Annotated in this window: 12 protein-coding genes; 5 read left to right on the forward strand and 7 right to left on the reverse strand. The window is 68.6% G+C overall.

The genetic code is table 11. The features are described from left to right. Window positions 1–25: 25 nt before the first annotated feature. Window positions 26–1240, reverse strand: coding sequence for an acyl-CoA dehydrogenase family protein (locus tag OHA72_RS08650; protein ID WP_327007309.1), 1215 nt, complete (start codon window positions 1238–1240; stop codon window positions 26–28). 5 nt (window positions 1241–1245) lie between these two features. Further along, a complete protein-coding gene (locus tag OHA72_RS08655; protein ID WP_327007310.1) occupies window positions 1246–1701 on the reverse strand; it encodes an SCP2 sterol-binding domain-containing protein in 456 nt (151 codons plus the stop codon). A gap of 115 nt (window positions 1702–1816) precedes the next feature. Here OHA72_RS08655 and OHA72_RS08660 point away from each other — a divergent pair, with 115 nt between their 5' ends. Then, on the forward strand, window positions 1817–2392 hold the full coding sequence (locus tag OHA72_RS08660) for a TetR/AcrR family transcriptional regulator (protein WP_327011512.1): 576 nt from the start codon (window positions 1817–1819) through the stop codon (window positions 2390–2392). A gap of 75 nt (window positions 2393–2467) precedes the next feature. On the opposite strand, the gene OHA72_RS08665 is transcribed toward OHA72_RS08660, so the two are convergent. Further along, the gene (locus OHA72_RS08665) at window positions 2468–3460 is read right to left on the reverse strand and encodes a rhomboid family intramembrane serine protease (protein ID WP_327007311.1); all 993 of its coding nucleotides are present in this window, start codon (window positions 3458–3460) and stop codon (window positions 2468–2470) included. Window positions 3461–3482: 22 nt separating this feature from the next. Beyond that, complete coding sequence (locus OHA72_RS08670) at window positions 3483–4022, reverse strand: peptidylprolyl isomerase (RefSeq protein WP_327007312.1); 540 nt, start codon at window positions 4020–4022, stop codon at window positions 3483–3485. A 161-nt stretch (window positions 4023–4183) separates the two neighbouring features. Here OHA72_RS08670 and OHA72_RS08675 point away from each other — a divergent pair, with 161 nt between their 5' ends. After that, the gene (locus tag OHA72_RS08675) at window positions 4184–4822 is read left to right on the forward strand and encodes a hypothetical protein (protein ID WP_327007313.1); all 639 of its coding nucleotides are present in this window, start codon (window positions 4184–4186) and stop codon (window positions 4820–4822) included. A gap of 77 nt (window positions 4823–4899) precedes the next feature. On the opposite strand, the gene OHA72_RS08680 is transcribed toward OHA72_RS08675, so the two are convergent. Together OHA72_RS08680 and OHA72_RS08685 are read right to left on the reverse strand one after the other, a co-directional pair. Next, window positions 4900–6036: a magnesium and cobalt transport protein CorA gene (locus OHA72_RS08680; RefSeq protein WP_327007314.1), complete on the reverse strand. Its 1137-nt coding sequence runs from the start codon at window positions 6034–6036 to the stop codon at window positions 4900–4902. A 252-nt stretch (window positions 6037–6288) separates the two neighbouring features. Then, window positions 6289–7380: an aminotransferase-like domain-containing protein gene (locus tag OHA72_RS08685; protein ID WP_327007315.1), complete on the reverse strand. Its 1092-nt coding sequence runs from the start codon at window positions 7378–7380 to the stop codon at window positions 6289–6291. Window positions 7381–7487: 107 nt separating this feature from the next. Between OHA72_RS08685 and OHA72_RS08690 the strand changes: the two genes are divergently transcribed. Further along, window positions 7488–8006: a Uma2 family endonuclease gene (locus OHA72_RS08690; RefSeq protein WP_327007316.1), complete on the forward strand. Its 519-nt coding sequence runs from the start codon at window positions 7488–7490 to the stop codon at window positions 8004–8006. Between the two features lie 2079 nt (window positions 8007–10085). Here the strand turns inward: OHA72_RS08690 and OHA72_RS08695 are convergent. Beyond that, window positions 10086–10478, reverse strand: coding sequence for a CBS domain-containing protein (locus tag OHA72_RS08695; protein WP_327007317.1), 393 nt, complete (start codon window positions 10476–10478; stop codon window positions 10086–10088). A gap of 221 nt (window positions 10479–10699) precedes the next feature. Here OHA72_RS08695 and OHA72_RS08700 point away from each other — a divergent pair, with 221 nt between their 5' ends. Both OHA72_RS08700 and OHA72_RS08705 read left to right on the forward strand, forming a co-directional pair. Further along, entirely contained in the window at window positions 10700–12079 is a 1380-nt protein-coding gene (locus OHA72_RS08700) for a GuaB1 family IMP dehydrogenase-related protein (RefSeq protein ID WP_442788707.1), read from the forward strand. A 116-nt stretch (window positions 12080–12195) separates the two neighbouring features. After that, window positions 12196–13503, forward strand: coding sequence for an MATE family efflux transporter (locus tag OHA72_RS08705; RefSeq protein ID WP_327007318.1), 1308 nt, complete (start codon window positions 12196–12198; stop codon window positions 13501–13503). Window positions 13504–13507 lie beyond the last annotated feature (4 nt).

Genomic DNA, 13507 nt, shown 5'->3' on the forward strand with positions numbered 1-13507 from the left:
CCCTGGCAGAGGGCCGCCGCCGTAGTCAGCGGATATAGGTGCCGGAAATGGCGCGGGCGACGACCAGGCGCTGGATCTCGCTGGTGCCCTCGAAGATCGTGTAGATCTTGGCGTCGCGGTACCAGCGCTCGACGGGGTGCTCCCGCAGGAAGCCGGCCCCGCCGAGGATCTGCACGGCCTTCTCGGTCACCGCGACGGCGACCTCACCGGCCTTGAGCTTGCTCATCGAACCCTCGCCGGCCTCGAACGGGCGGTTGTTGCGCCCCATCCAGGCGGCCCGCCACACCAGCAGGCGCGCGGCGTCGATCTCCATGCGCATGTCGGCGAGGGCGAACGCGATCGCCTGGTTCTCGATGATCGGCCGGCCGAACTGCACCCGGCCTTTCGCGTAGTCCAGCGCGTACTCGTACGCGGCGCGGGCCACGCCGAGCGCCTGCGCCCCGACCGCCGGCCGGGACAGCTCGAACGTGCGCATCGCGGCCTGCCCCTGCGCCTTGCGACCCTCACGGGCACGGGCGAGCCGGGCGTCGAGGGCGTCCTTGCCGCCGAGCAGGCACCGGCCCGGCACCCGCACGTCGTCGAGGAACACGTCGGCGGTGTGGGAGGCGCGCAGACCGAGCTTCTTGAGCTTCTTGCTGCCGTTGAGTCCCGGTGTACCGGGCGGCACGACGAACGCCGCCTGCCCACGGGATCCCAGCTCTGGCTCGATGCTGGCGGTCACGACGTGCACGTTGGCGATGCCGCCGTTGGTCGCGTACGCCTTCTGGCCGCTGATGACCCACTCGTCTGCGGCCTCGTCGTAACGGGCCCGGGTCTTCATCGAGCCGACGTCGGAGCCGGCCTCCGGCTCGGTGGTGCAGAACGCGGCGACCTTCGGCTCGGACGCGTCGCCGAAGCACTGCGGGACCCACTCGAGCATCTGGTCGGGCGTACCGGAGGCGTAGATCGCGGCAACGGCCAGGCTGGTGCCGAAGATCGCCATGCCGATGCCGGCGTCGCCCCAGAAGAGCTCCTCGTTGGACAGGCACAGCGACAGCCCGGTCGGGTCGGCCCAGGTGTTGGCGAGGAACTCGAAGCCGTAGAGGCCGATCTTCGCCGCCTCCTGGATCACCGGCCAGGGGGTCTCCTCGCGGGCGTCCCACTCCGCGGCGGCCGGGCGCACGACGTCGGCGGCGAAGCCGTGCACCCAGTCGCGGAGGTCCCGCTGCTCCTCGTTCAGATCGAGCGAGAACTCGGGCATGTTGGTTACGCCTTCGGGATGTCGAACAGGTTCGCGATGTTGGCGGCCAGGCCCAGGTCGCCCTTGGCCTTGAGCTTGCCGGTCATGAACATCATCATGGGATTGCCGGCACCCGAGACGACCTTGAGGAAGTCGACCGGGCCGACGGTGATGGCGAGCTTCGGCTCCTGGTCGGGGCTCGGCGAGAGCGTGCAGGCGCCGTTGGCGATGACCAGCTCGTAGGTGTCGGCGCCGCCGTCGGGCGCGCCGGTGATCGTCCAGTGGATGATCGCGTTGGTGGAGCCGGCGCGGTCGGCGCGGAACAGCTCGGGGAAGCGGGAGAAGATCGTGTCGAGGATCGCCTTGCGCTGCGGGCCCGCCATGAGCTCGGCGAGCTGTGCGTCGGACGCGCCCTTCACGAGCTGCGCGAACTGCTTCGGGTCGACGTTGTTGAAGTCGCCCAGGGCGTCGAGGTCGGCCATGTCGGTGTGCCCTTCGTCTTCACGGAAAATAAGCTACTCGTGCGTAACCTTACGCATGAGTAGGTAGGGTGACAAGGTGCTGAAACGACTTCCGCGGGTGGTGCGCGAGCAGCAGATGCTGGACGCCGCAGTGCGGGTCTTCTCCCATCGTGGCTTCCACGCCGCATCCATGGACGAGATCGCGGAGGTCGCCGGCATCTCCAAGCCGATGGTGTACGCCTACCTCGGCACCAAGGACGAGCTGTTCATCGCGTGCCTGCACCGGGAGGCCACCCGGCTCATGGAGGCGGTCGCGGCCGGGGTCCTGCCCGCCGCGAAGCCCGACGAGCAGCTGTGGCACGGGCTGCGGGCGTTCTTCACTTTCGTCGGCGATCACCGCGACGGGTGGCGGGTGCTCTACCGGCAGGCGCGCAGCGAGCCGCATTTCGCGGGTGACCTGGCCGGGATGCGGGCGAGGATCGTCGAGGTCGTCGCCGGACTGCTGGAGAGCGCCGCCACCGCCGCGGAGGTGCCGGGCCGCCCCGGCGACTTCACCGCGATGGCGTACGCCTACGTCGGCGCCGCCGAGTCCCTCGCCGACTGGCTCGCCGACCACGAGGAGGAGGACCCCGACCACACCGCGACGCGGATGATGAACTTCGTCTGGGTCGGGGCCGACTCGCTGCTGCAGGGCCGCGTCTGGCGCGCCTAGGTCGTATGAACAGGCGTGCCGGTCCGTGGTCGCTGACCCTGTAACGGCACCTTCGTCGGTCCGGGGCCGGCGGGCCTAGTTTTCCGACACCACCTGCATGTCGCTGTTGACGACCCGCCCGACCGGCAGCTTCTCCACGCTGACGGAGCGCACCACGGTGGCGGCGAGCAGCAGCACCACGATCGCGGCCAGGCCGGCGGCCTGCACCGTCGTGCGGCGGGCCCGTGGCGCGTAGGCCAGCGCGGCCGCGGCGACTGCGCCGACGGCCAGGCCACCGAGGTGGCCGGTGATGGAGATGCCCGGCACCGTGAACGTGATGATCAGGTTGAACACGAGCACCGGCACGATGCCGGCGACGCTGCGGCGCATCTTGCGCATGACCACGATCAGCGCGCCGAACAGGCCGTAGATCGCGCCGGACGCGCCCGCGCTCAACGCGAACGGCGAGGCCAGCAGGAAGGTCGCGACACTGCCGCCCAGCCCCGCCACCAGGTACAGGGCGAGGAACCGGCCGCGCCCGAGCGCCGCCTCCAGCGGCCGGCCGAGCACCCACAGCACCCACATGTTCAGCAGCAGGTGCAGGATGCCGTAGTGCAGGAACATCGCCGTGAACAGGCGGTAGTACTCCCCGTCGACCATGCCGCCGGCGAGGATCCGGTAATACGGATTGTGCTCGGCGTCCTCGAGCGGGATGTTGCGGTAGGTCGTCAGCGCACCCCACTCGTGCAGGGGCGTCACGCCGCCGAACAGGCCACCCATGCCGCCGCCGGCCAGCGACTCAGCGCTGCCGGAGCTGATCACCGAGGCGATGAAGACCAGGACGTTGAGGACGATCAGCGTGATCGTCACCGTCCCGGCGGCACCCTGGGTGCCGCCGCCGAACGCGGTCCGGACCGGACGCTGTGTCCTGGCACCCTCGCGCACGCACTCCGGACACTGGAAGCCGACCGATGCCTCATTCATGCAATTCGGGCAGATCGGCCGGTCGCAGCGGGTGCACCGGACATACGTCTCACGGTCAGGGTGCCGGTAGCAGACGGGGACCACGTTCGCCGGCGGCTGAGTCATGCTGACAAGATTAGCCAGCTCTTCATGAGACCCGTTCGATGTCCACCCGCTCGATCACGATGTCCTGGCGGGGACGGTCCATCTGCCCCGTCTGAGTGCCGCCGATCTGCTGCACGACCTTCTTCGAGTCGTCGTCGGTGACCTCACCGAAGATGGTGTGCTTGCCGTTGAGGTGCGGCGTCGGGCCGAGCGTGATGAAGAACTGCGAGCCGTTGGTGCCCTGGCCGAAGCGGATGCCCGCGTTGGCCATGGCCAGCAGGAACGGCCGGTTGAAGTGCAGCTCGGGGTGGATCTCGTCGTTGAAGTTGAAGCCCGGACCGCCGGTGCCGGTGCCCGTCGGGTCACCACCCTGGATCATGAAGCCCTCGATCACGCGGTGGAAGATGACGCCGTTGTAGTACGGGCCCTTGCCCGGCTCGCCCGTGCGCGGGTCGGTGTATTCCTTGCTGCCCTCGGCGAGCTCCACGAAGTTGCGAACCGTCTTCGGGGCGTGGTTGGGGAACAGCTCAAGCCGGATGGCGCCGACGTTGGTGTGCAGCGTCGCGAACAGTTGCTCGGCCACCAGTTCTCCCTTTCTTTGGTGACATTCCGTCATCACCGTATCGGACGCGGATTCTGGCGGATCCGGGTGTGCGGGCCGCCGGTTCGCGGCAGGATGACGAGCAGCGGACCGGTTCGGAATGTTTTCCCTGGGTAACCCGGGGAGGACGAGGTTTCGCGGCCATGGAGGTGGAGCAAGTGTTTGGACGTCGTGAGGTGAAGACGCACCGCCGGCTCATGCAGGAGGAGCTCGGCGAAAGCCTGGGCCACCTGCGGTTGGCCGCGGCGCACGCCGCCGATGGCGCATCGGGGGCATTGGCGCCGCGCGTCGAAAATGCCCGCAATGTGGTCAGGCCTGGCTTCGCGAAGGCCGGCGGCACAGCGGGGACGATCCTCATCATCGCCCGCGACCGTTCGCGCCAGGCGAGCAAGCAGGCCGAGAAGATGGGGCGCAAGGGGAAAGCGAAGATGATGAAGAACGAGAGCCGCAACGGCCGGCGCTGGCCGATGACGATCGGTGGTCTGCTGATGGCGGGCGCTGCGGTCGGTGCGGCCACCGCCCTCATGCGGCGCCGCCGGGCCAACCAGACCTGGGACGAGTACGGCGCGACCCGCACCACCGGCGACACCGGCTCGATGCTCGACTCGGCGAAGTCCACGATGGACGCCGGGATCGACAAGGCCAAGACGATGGGCGAGGCGGCCAAGGACCGCGCCTCGGACCTGATCGGCAGCAAGAACACCAACACCGGCCCCTCGGGCAGCGGTGAGTACGACAAGCACCCGATGCCGCAGGCGGCGTCGAAGAACAGCCGCTCCTGACGCACGAGCGCGCGGACGGGCCCTCCCCAGCCACGGGGGACGGCCCGTCCGCGTTTTATGCCGTCCTGATGCCTGCCCTACAGCCAGCCGGACCTTCTGAACGCCCGGTACAGCAGCGCCGAGGCCACCACCATCAGCGTCATCACTCCCGGATAGCCGAAGACCCACTTCGTCTCGGGCATGAAGTCGAAGTTCATCCCGTAGACGCCGGCCACCGACGTCCACACGGCCGCGATACCGGCCCACGCCGCGATCTTGCGCATGTCGTTGTTCTGGTCGACGCTCACCTGCGCCAGCCTCGCCTGCAGCACCGAGTTGATCACGTCGTCGAGGTACAGCACCTGCTCGACCGTGCGCACCAGGTGATCGTTCACGTCCCGGAAGTACCGGCGGATCTCCTCCGGTACCTCGGCGAGCTGGCCGCTGACCACCCCGGCCAGCGGTCGCTGCAGCGGTAACACGGCGCGCTTGAACTCCATGAGCTCGCGCTTGAGCTGGTACACCCGCTGAATCCGGTCCGTGCCCTTGCCCTTGCTGCCCTTGGTCGGGCTGAACACCTGGTCCTCGATGATCGCGACGTCCTCCTCGATGGCCGCGACCACCTCCACCATCACGTCCACGACGGTGTCAGCGACGGCATAGGCGACCGCCCACGGCCCCCCGGCGAGGACCTCCCGGCGCCGCTCAAGGTCCGCGCGCACCGGCGTCAACCGGCACGCGTCACCGTGGCGGACCGTGATGATGAAGTGCTCGCCGATGAACATCAGCACGTCGCCGGTCTCCACGACCTCGCTGTTCTCGGTGAGCTCGTCGTGCTCGACGTAGCGCGCGGTCCGCATCGTCATGAACGTCATGTCGCCGTACCGCTCGACCTTCGGCCGCTGCGAGGAGGTGACGGCGTCCTCGACGGCCAGCTCGTGCAGCTGGAACGTCTCCGCGATCTCGGCCATCTCCCGCGCGCCCGGCTCCTTCAGCCCGACCCAGACGAACGCGTGCCGGTGCTTGCGGGCCGCGGTGAGCGCCTCCGCGTAGTGCCGGCCGCCGGGTTGGCGCACCCCGTCGACATACAGCGCGCAGTCGACGATCGAGCTCGCCACGGACGGCGGCTCCACCATCGCTGTGGCGGGCGCGGCCGGACTCAGCATGCGCGACATCGCTCGCACCGGACGGGCCAAGGCCCTGGAGAACGAGCCCGCCAGCTGCTCGTCGGTCATCGCGACCTCCGCCGTGTTGTTTCTCGGGCATAAAAGTAGGCACCGGGTGAGTCGACCGCAGGTGGGGGGTGGGGGCGCGGTCGACCCACCCGGTGCCGTTGGGGGGCGGGGGGTGATGTCTGCAGCGCGATTCAGCAAAGCGCGCCGGGCTGGATTTTGGGCCATCCGGAGCCGACAGCGGAACCCACCCCACCATCACGGTTTGGTGTCGCTTTTCCGTCAGGCGCTTCCTAAGCGCTTCCTTACCGCTTGCTATCCCTTGCGGACCGCCTCGATCGCCGCCGCCAACCGGGACACGCCCTCGTCGACCTGGTCCGTCAGCACCGCCGAGAACGCCAGCCGCACCGAGTGCCTGCCGCCCTCCAGCAGGAAGTCGCTGCCCTTGACCACGGCGACCCCGAAGTCCCGCGCGGCCACGGTCTCCAGCTCCGTCGTGTCGATGTCGTCGGGCAGCTCCACCCACAGGAAGTAGCCGCCGTCGGGCTCCACGAACGTCGCGTCCGGCACGTGCTTGCGCAGCCCGTCCGCGAGGAGCCGGGCCCGCTCGCCCAGCGTCGCCGACACCTTCGCGATCGACCGCTCGATGTCACCGGTCACGCAGAACTGGTGGGTGATCGCCTCGGCGACCATGCTCGGCGAGATGTACAGGTTGGTGGCCCGCTTGGCGATCGCGGCGATCGTCGCCTTCGGCCCGACCAGGTAACCGACCCGCAGCCCCGGCGCGATCGTCTTGGTGAACGAGCTCGCGTGCACGACCACACCGGTCGTGTCCTGCGACAGCATCGTCGGCAGCTTCTCGCCCCGCCAGCGGATGTCCGCGTACGGGTCGTCCTCGAAGATCGTGAACCCGAACTCCTCGGCGAGCGCGACCAGCTTCTCCCGGCGCTCCTTCGACAGCGTGACACCGGCGGGGTTCTGGAAGTTGGGGATGATGTGCGCCAGCGTCGGGCGCACCCCCGATTCCAGCAGGCGGCGCAGCTCATCGGTGTCGATGCCGTCGGCGTCGACCGTCACCTGGTGCACCACGGCACCCAGGTTGCGCAGGTTGAGCAGCGTCCGGTCGTAGGTGGGCTTCTCCACCACCACCGCGTCACCCGGCTTCACCAGGTGCTCGAAGAGCAGCGCGTCGGCCTGCAGTGAGCCGTTGGTCACAATGACCTGGTCTGCGTCGACGCCGTGCTTGGCCGCGATCCACGACCGCAGCGGAAGGTAGCCGACCGACGTGCCATAGGCGGTGATGCCAGCAGGGTCGGCCTCGAATGCCCGCACCGCAGCGGCCTTCAGCCCGTCGACGTCGATGATGTCGAGACTGGGTGCGCCACGGGCGAAAGAGATGAGCTGCATGGCGCCAGCCTACGAGAGGCATGTCGGCCCGCTCAGCCGAGTTCCGCCCGCTCCACCTGGTGGAAAAGAAATTGTCGTACCCCGGTGGGAGAGTGTGGGGTATGACGATGTCGGCCTTCACACAGCAGCGGATCGACCAGTGGTCGATCGACGAGGCGCTGGTCACCACCCCCGCACCGGCGATCTCCCACCGCCGGGCGAGCCACCGCCTCGAGACAGTGCTGCGCAAGGCCTGCCCGCCGCAGTTCGCCGTGCTGGCCGTCGGCCTCGGCGTGGACTGTGGCGATGGTCGCACCTACGTGCCCGACCTGATGGTGACGCGGACCGAGGCCATCGACGGCGAGGGCGACGTCGTCCACGCCACCGACGTCCTGATCGTCATCGAGGTCATGTCACTGAGCAACCCGCTGCCCGGCCTGGTCCTGCGCCGCCACGACTACGGCGCGGCGGGCATCCCGCAGTATTGGATCTTCGACTCGAGAAGCCACACCCTGACCGTGCACACCGATCCGATGGCCGGCTCACACGCTGACGGCTACCTGACGGCGACGACGGTGGACGCGGGTGCCGCCTTCACCACCGACGACCCGTTCACGGTCACCCTCGACCCGGGCCAGATCCGCTAGCGCTGCCTGCCTTTGCTCTCGGCCGGTTCGCTGGTTGCTCTTCGCGTGCGTGTTTGTCATGCCCGTAATAGAAGAGCCAGCACGGCTGCGGCCTTGGTGGTTCCGCGCAGCCTTCGGCGGCGCGAACGGGTAGCGCGGTTGCCGTCCGTGCCGTCTTGCGGTGATGCCAAGCCAGGTCCGACCTCACATGATCCAGCGCCGTCGAGGTCATCATTCGGTGGTGCCACACCGTCGCCGGCTTCAAAACCCGAGCAAATCACCCATAACCCGACGCCGGCTTCGCCCGCGCCGGGTCCGGGCCGCCTTCACGCATGCAGGGCTGCCTTCGCGTGTGATCGAAGGACGGGGCTTGCCGTCCAGGCGGCCGGGACTGTCCTTCGATCGTGGCCGGTATGGAGGATCGCCGTCTGTGGCGCGGTGCCCGTCGCTCCTGTAGTCAGGGTCGCGATTTCGCGGCCCGGCGTCGGCTGTGGCCTTGACCGTTGAGCGTCTCTGTCCGAGGGGTCTCGGTCCCACTGTCGCAAATCACCCAGATCGTCGCATCGCGCCGGTCGGCGTCATCCCCGCTCGTGATCGAAGGTCGGGAGTGGCTGTCCGGATGGCCGGGGGCGTCCTTCGATCACGGGGGCTGGGTGGAAGATTGCCGTCTGCGGCGCGGTGCCATCGATCCTGTAGTCAAGGTTGCGATTTCGCGGCCCTGCGTCGGCTGTGGCCTCGACCGTCGAACATCTCTGTCCAAGCGGTCTCGGTCCCACTGTCGCAAATCACCCAGATCGTCGCATCGCGCCGGTCGGCGTCATCCTCACTCGTGATCGAAGGTCGGGAGTGGCTGTCCGGATGGCCGGGGGCGTCCTTCGATCACGGGGGCTGGGTGGAAGATTGCCGTCTGCGGCGCGGTGCCATCGGCCCTGTAGTCAAGGTCGCGATTTCGCGGCCCTGCGTCGGCCGTGGCCTCGACCGTCGAACATCTCTGTCCAAGCGGTCTCGGTCCCACTGTCGCAAATCACCCAGATCGTCGCATCGCGCCGGTCGGCGTCATCCTCACTCGTGATCGAAGGTCGGGAGTGGCTGTCCGGATGGCCGGGGGCGTCCTTCGATCACGGAGGCTGGGTGGAGGATCGCCGTCTGCGGCGCGGTGCCATCGGCCCTGTAGTCAAGGTTGCGATTTCGCCGCCCGGCGTCGGCTGTGGCCTTGACCGTTGAGCGTTTCCGTCGAAGCGGTCTAGGTCCCATCGTCGCAAATCACCCAAATCGTCACACCGCGCCGGCTAGCGTCAGCCCCCGTGATCGAAGGTCGGGAGTGGCTGTGCGGATGGCCAGGGGTGTCCTTCGATCACGCGGGCCGGGGACGGAAGCCTTCGATCGTGGGTCGGTGTGGAGGATCGCCGTCTGCGGCGCGGTGCCATCGATCCTGTAGTCAAGGTTGCGATTTCGCCGCCCGGCGTCGGCCGTGGCCTCGACCGTTGAGCGTCTCTGTCCAAGCGGTCTCGATCCCACTGTCGCAAATCACTCAAATCGTCACACCGCGCGGTCGGCGTCATCCCCCCTCATGATCGAAGGACGGAAGTGGCTGTCCGGACGGCCGAGGGCGTCCTTCGATCACGCGGGCCGGGTAGAAGGTCGCCGTCTGTGGTGCGGAGCCCGTCGGTCCTGTAGTTAAGGTCGCGATTTCGCGGCCCTGCGTCGGCCGTGGCGTCGACCGTCGAACATCTCTGTCCAAGCGGTCTCGGCCCCACCATCGCAAATCACCTAAATCGTCACACTACGCCGGTCGGCGTCAACCCCGCTCGTGATCGAAGGACGGGAGTGGCTGTCCGGATGGCCGCCGTCTGCGGCGCGGTGCCGTTGGTCCTGTGGTCGATGGTCGCGACTTCGTCGTGCGGTGCTCCGCCGGGTTTCGACCGCCGAACGGCTCCGCCGAACGGCTCCGCCGCAGCGGTGGTGGCCTCGAATGCCGCAAATTGCCTCAAACGGGACGCCGGTCCAGGTGTGATCACGGAACTTCGGTGGGTGCTGGGCGCCGTCGAAGTTCCGTGATCACAAGGGGAGCGTGCGCGCTGTGCGGCGCGCGAAAGGGTGTCAGGCGGCGATGGGTGAACTCTGGTGGACCCAGACGCGGAGGACGTCGCGGACGGAGATCACGCCCAGGACCTCGTCGCCGTCGAGGACGACCAGGTGGCGGAAGCCGCCGCGGACCATGGCGGAGGCGGCCTCCTCGATGGTCCAGGAAGGGCTCGCGTAGACGACCTCCCAGGTGATGTGTTCGGCGGTGCGTTCGACGTCGGGGTCGAGGTCGGCGCCGATCGCCTTCAGGATGTCGCGCTCGGTGATGATGCCGACGCCCGCGCCGTCAGGGTCGACGACGATCGCCGATCCGACGTGCCGGCGGGACATCAACTGGGCGGCTTGGCGGAGGGTATGGTCCGGGCCTAGCTGGACGACGGCAGTGGACATCGCTTCGTGGACCTGCATCAGGCATCACTCCTCGCAAGGCACGTTACGGAAATCCTCCCTGCTCAGAGGTCGACTCTCAAGAGTTGCCCACCCTTGCGCGCATGCCAGAAGCGGGATCGGAAGCGAGAAGCAGCGCGAGAAGGCCCAATACCGCGCCGGAACGCGCGTTAGAGTTCGAAGACGTGCGCTTCCTCAACGATCAGCATCCTGGCTATGACCTGACCTATGACGACGTGTTCATGGTGCCGAGTCGCAGTGCCGTCGAGTCCCGCATGGCCGTCGATTTGAACACCAGGGACGGCAGCGGCACGACGATTCCGATCGTGGTGGCCAACATGACCGCCGTTGCCGGTCGGCGGATGGCGGAGACGGTGGCTCGGCGGGGTGGGCTGGCGATCATCCCGCAGGACATCCCGATCGACGTGGTCGCCGAGGCGGTCTCGTGGGTGAAGCAGCGGCATCTGGTGCATGACACGCCGATCACGCTGGGGCCGACGGAGACGGTGTCGCTGGCGCTGGATCTGCTGCCGAAGCGGGCGCACGGCGCGGTGATCGTCGTACAGGACGGCAAACCGGTGGGCGTCGTGACCGAGAGCGACTGCGCCGACGTGGACCGGTTCAGTCAGCTGCAGAGCGTGATGTCGCGCAACCTGCAGACCTTGCCGGAGGACATCAGCCCGGAGGCCGCGTTCGAGGAGCTGACCGCCGGGCATCACAAGCTCGCCCCGGTCATCGACAAGGCGGGGCGGCTGGTCGGGATCCTGACGAGGAACGCCGCGCTGCGCGCCACCCTGTATCAGCCCGCCGTCGACGCGGGTCAGAGGCTGCGCATCGGCGCGGCGATCGGCATCACCGGTGACGCGCCCGGCAGGGCCGACAAACTGCTCGCGGCCGGGGTCGACGTGCTGGTCGTCGACACCGCGCACGGGCATCAGGAGCGGATGATCTCGACACTGAGGGCCGTTCGGGCGCTGGATCCGAAGGTACCGGTGGCCGCCGGCAACGTGGTGACCCGCGACGGTGTCGCCGACCTCGTCGCCGCGGGCGCCGACATCGTCAAGGTGGGCGTCGGGCCGGGTGCGATGTGCACCACCAGGATGATGACCGGGGTGGGGCGGCCGCAGTTCTCCGCGGTGCTGGAGTGCGCCGCCGAAGCACGCAGGCACGGCCGGCACGTGTGGGCCGACGGTGGCGTGCGTCACCCGCGGGACGTGGCGCTGGCGCTGGCCGCAGGCGCGTCCAACGTGATGATCGGGTCGTGGCTCGCCGGCACGCACGAGTCGCCGGGCGACCCGCGCCGCGATCCGGGCGGCCGGCTGTACAAGGAGAACTTCGGCATGGCGTCGGCGCGGGCGGTGAGCCGGCGGACCGCGGACGACAGCGTGTACGAACAGGCCCGCAAGGCGCTGTTCGAGGAGGGCATCTCATCGTCGCGGATGTATCTGGACCCGCGCCGCCCGGGAGTGGAGGACATCCTCGACGCGATCGTCGCGGGGGTGCGCAGCGCCTGCACGTATGCGGGTGCGAGCAACCTGGAAGAGTTCGCTGAGCGTTCCACTGTGGGAATTCAGAGCGCAGCCGGGTACGCGGAGGGAAAACCGCTGGATGTCAGTTGGTGAACGGCCCGACGGGATAGTCTCGTCACCCGCAGGTCACGTATGGTGCGTGTCGTGAAGCTCGTTCGCGACCATGGCCGTCGAGGGTGACCGACCAGCCGCCATCACGCCGCCGCCGCTTGCAGGCGTTTCGTGTCGCGTCCCGTTTCGTCGGTGCAGGCCTGCTTGACCAGGTCGTCATCGCGACCGCCAACGCAGCGAACACGCTGCTCGGCGGCATCCTGCTGCCCAAGGACCAGTTCGGTGCGCTGGCGCTCGCGTTGAGCGTCGGCTATTTCTCGATGTACCTCAACCGGGCGTTCGTCGGTGACGTGCTGCTCGCGCTCGCCTCCCGGTTCGAGGGTGAGCACCGGGGACGGCTGATCCGCAACGGGCTGACGACCGCGTTCTGCTCCGGGGTCACCACGATGGTCGTCTTCATCGTGCTGTGGCTGGCCTGGCCGCACGGCGGCAAGATCGACCTGGACGAGCTGATCTGGCTGGTGCCGTTCATGGTGCCGCTGATGCTGCACGACACGGCCCGCTGCGACTATCTCGCGGACCGCCGTCCCGAGAAGGCGCTCGGCATCGACCTCGTGTGGGCCGGCACGCAGGGCGTCGTGATCATCGTCATGATCCTCACGGGCAATGAGAGCCCCGGCGGTTTTCTCGCCGCGTGGGGCATCGGCGCGACCGCCGGCGCCACCGTGTACCTGTGGCGCGAGCGCCGGGTGCCGTGGCGGGGCAACCCGAAGGCGTGGCTGGCCGAGACCCGGCACCTGTCCGGGTGGTTCACCGCCACCGCCATCGTCGCGCAGGTGCAGGTGCTGTCGATCAGCTTCCTGGTCGCCGGCAAACTGTCGAAGATCGAGCTCGGCAACCTGCGGTTCGTGCAGACGGTGCAGCTGCAGCCCGTACAGAACCTCGTTGCGGCGATCCAGGGTCTGCTCGTGCCGCGGGCGTCGCGGGCCGCGGCCGACGCGTCGAAACCCGGCGCCGAGGGTGCCGGGGCCGCCGCGACCCTGCGCCGCCAGACCAGGCAGTTGGCGATCGCGTTCGCGGTGCTGGGCACGCTGATGGTCGTCATCGTGTGGCCGCTGGTGTCGTGGGTGCTGACCTCGACGCACAAGTTCGAGGAGGCCGCGCCCCTCGCGCTGCCGATCGCGCTGCAGGGCGCCGTCTACCTGCTCCAGGTGCCGTTCACCGCGGCGATGCGCGGCATGCACCGGGCCAGGATGCTGTTCGTGCAATACGTGGTGTTCGCCACCGTGTCGCTGACCGGCCTGTCCATCGGCGCGAGCCAGGGGCTGCAGGGTGCGGCCTGGGGGCTGCTCACCGGTTCCGCCACCGGTCTGGTCTGCATGGTCATCCTGTACGGCTACGCGCTGAAGACCGTAGGCCCGCCCGTCGCGTCGCCGGCGAGGCTGGACGCGACCCAGAGCGCCTGAGCAA

The organism is Dactylosporangium sp. NBC_01737 (assembly GCF_035963215.1).
Taxonomy (GTDB): Bacteria; Actinomycetota; Actinomycetes; order Mycobacteriales; family Micromonosporaceae; genus Dactylosporangium.

Coding starts and splice junctions, on each gene's coding strand:
- OHA72_RS08650 (WP_327007309.1), bottom strand. CDS start 1,240: ATGCCCGAGTTCTCGCTCGATCTGAACGAGGAGCAGCGGGACCTCCGC.
- OHA72_RS08655 (WP_327007310.1), bottom strand. CDS start 1,701: ATGGCCGACCTCGACGCCCTGGGCGACTTCAACAACGTCGACCCGAAG.
- OHA72_RS08660 (WP_327011512.1), top strand. CDS start 1,817: ATGCTGGACGCCGCAGTGCGGGTCTTCTCCCATCGTGGCTTCCACGCC.
- OHA72_RS08665 (WP_327007311.1), bottom strand. CDS start 3,460: ATGACTCAGCCGCCGGCGAACGTGGTCCCCGTCTGCTACCGGCACCCT.
- OHA72_RS08675 (WP_327007313.1), top strand. CDS start 4,184: ATGGAGGTGGAGCAAGTGTTTGGACGTCGTGAGGTGAAGACGCACCGC.
- OHA72_RS08680 (WP_327007314.1), bottom strand. CDS start 6,036: ATGACCGACGAGCAGCTGGCGGGCTCGTTCTCCAGGGCCTTGGCCCGT.
- OHA72_RS08685 (WP_327007315.1), bottom strand. CDS start 7,380: ATGCAGCTCATCTCTTTCGCCCGTGGCGCACCCAGTCTCGACATCATC.
- OHA72_RS08690 (WP_327007316.1), top strand. CDS start 7,488: ATGTCGGCCTTCACACAGCAGCGGATCGACCAGTGGTCGATCGACGAG.
- OHA72_RS08695 (WP_327007317.1), bottom strand. CDS start 10,478: ATGCAGGTCCACGAAGCGATGTCCACTGCCGTCGTCCAGCTAGGCCCG.
- OHA72_RS08700 (WP_442788707.1), top strand. CDS start 10,700: ATGGTGCCGAGTCGCAGTGCCGTCGAGTCCCGCATGGCCGTCGATTTG.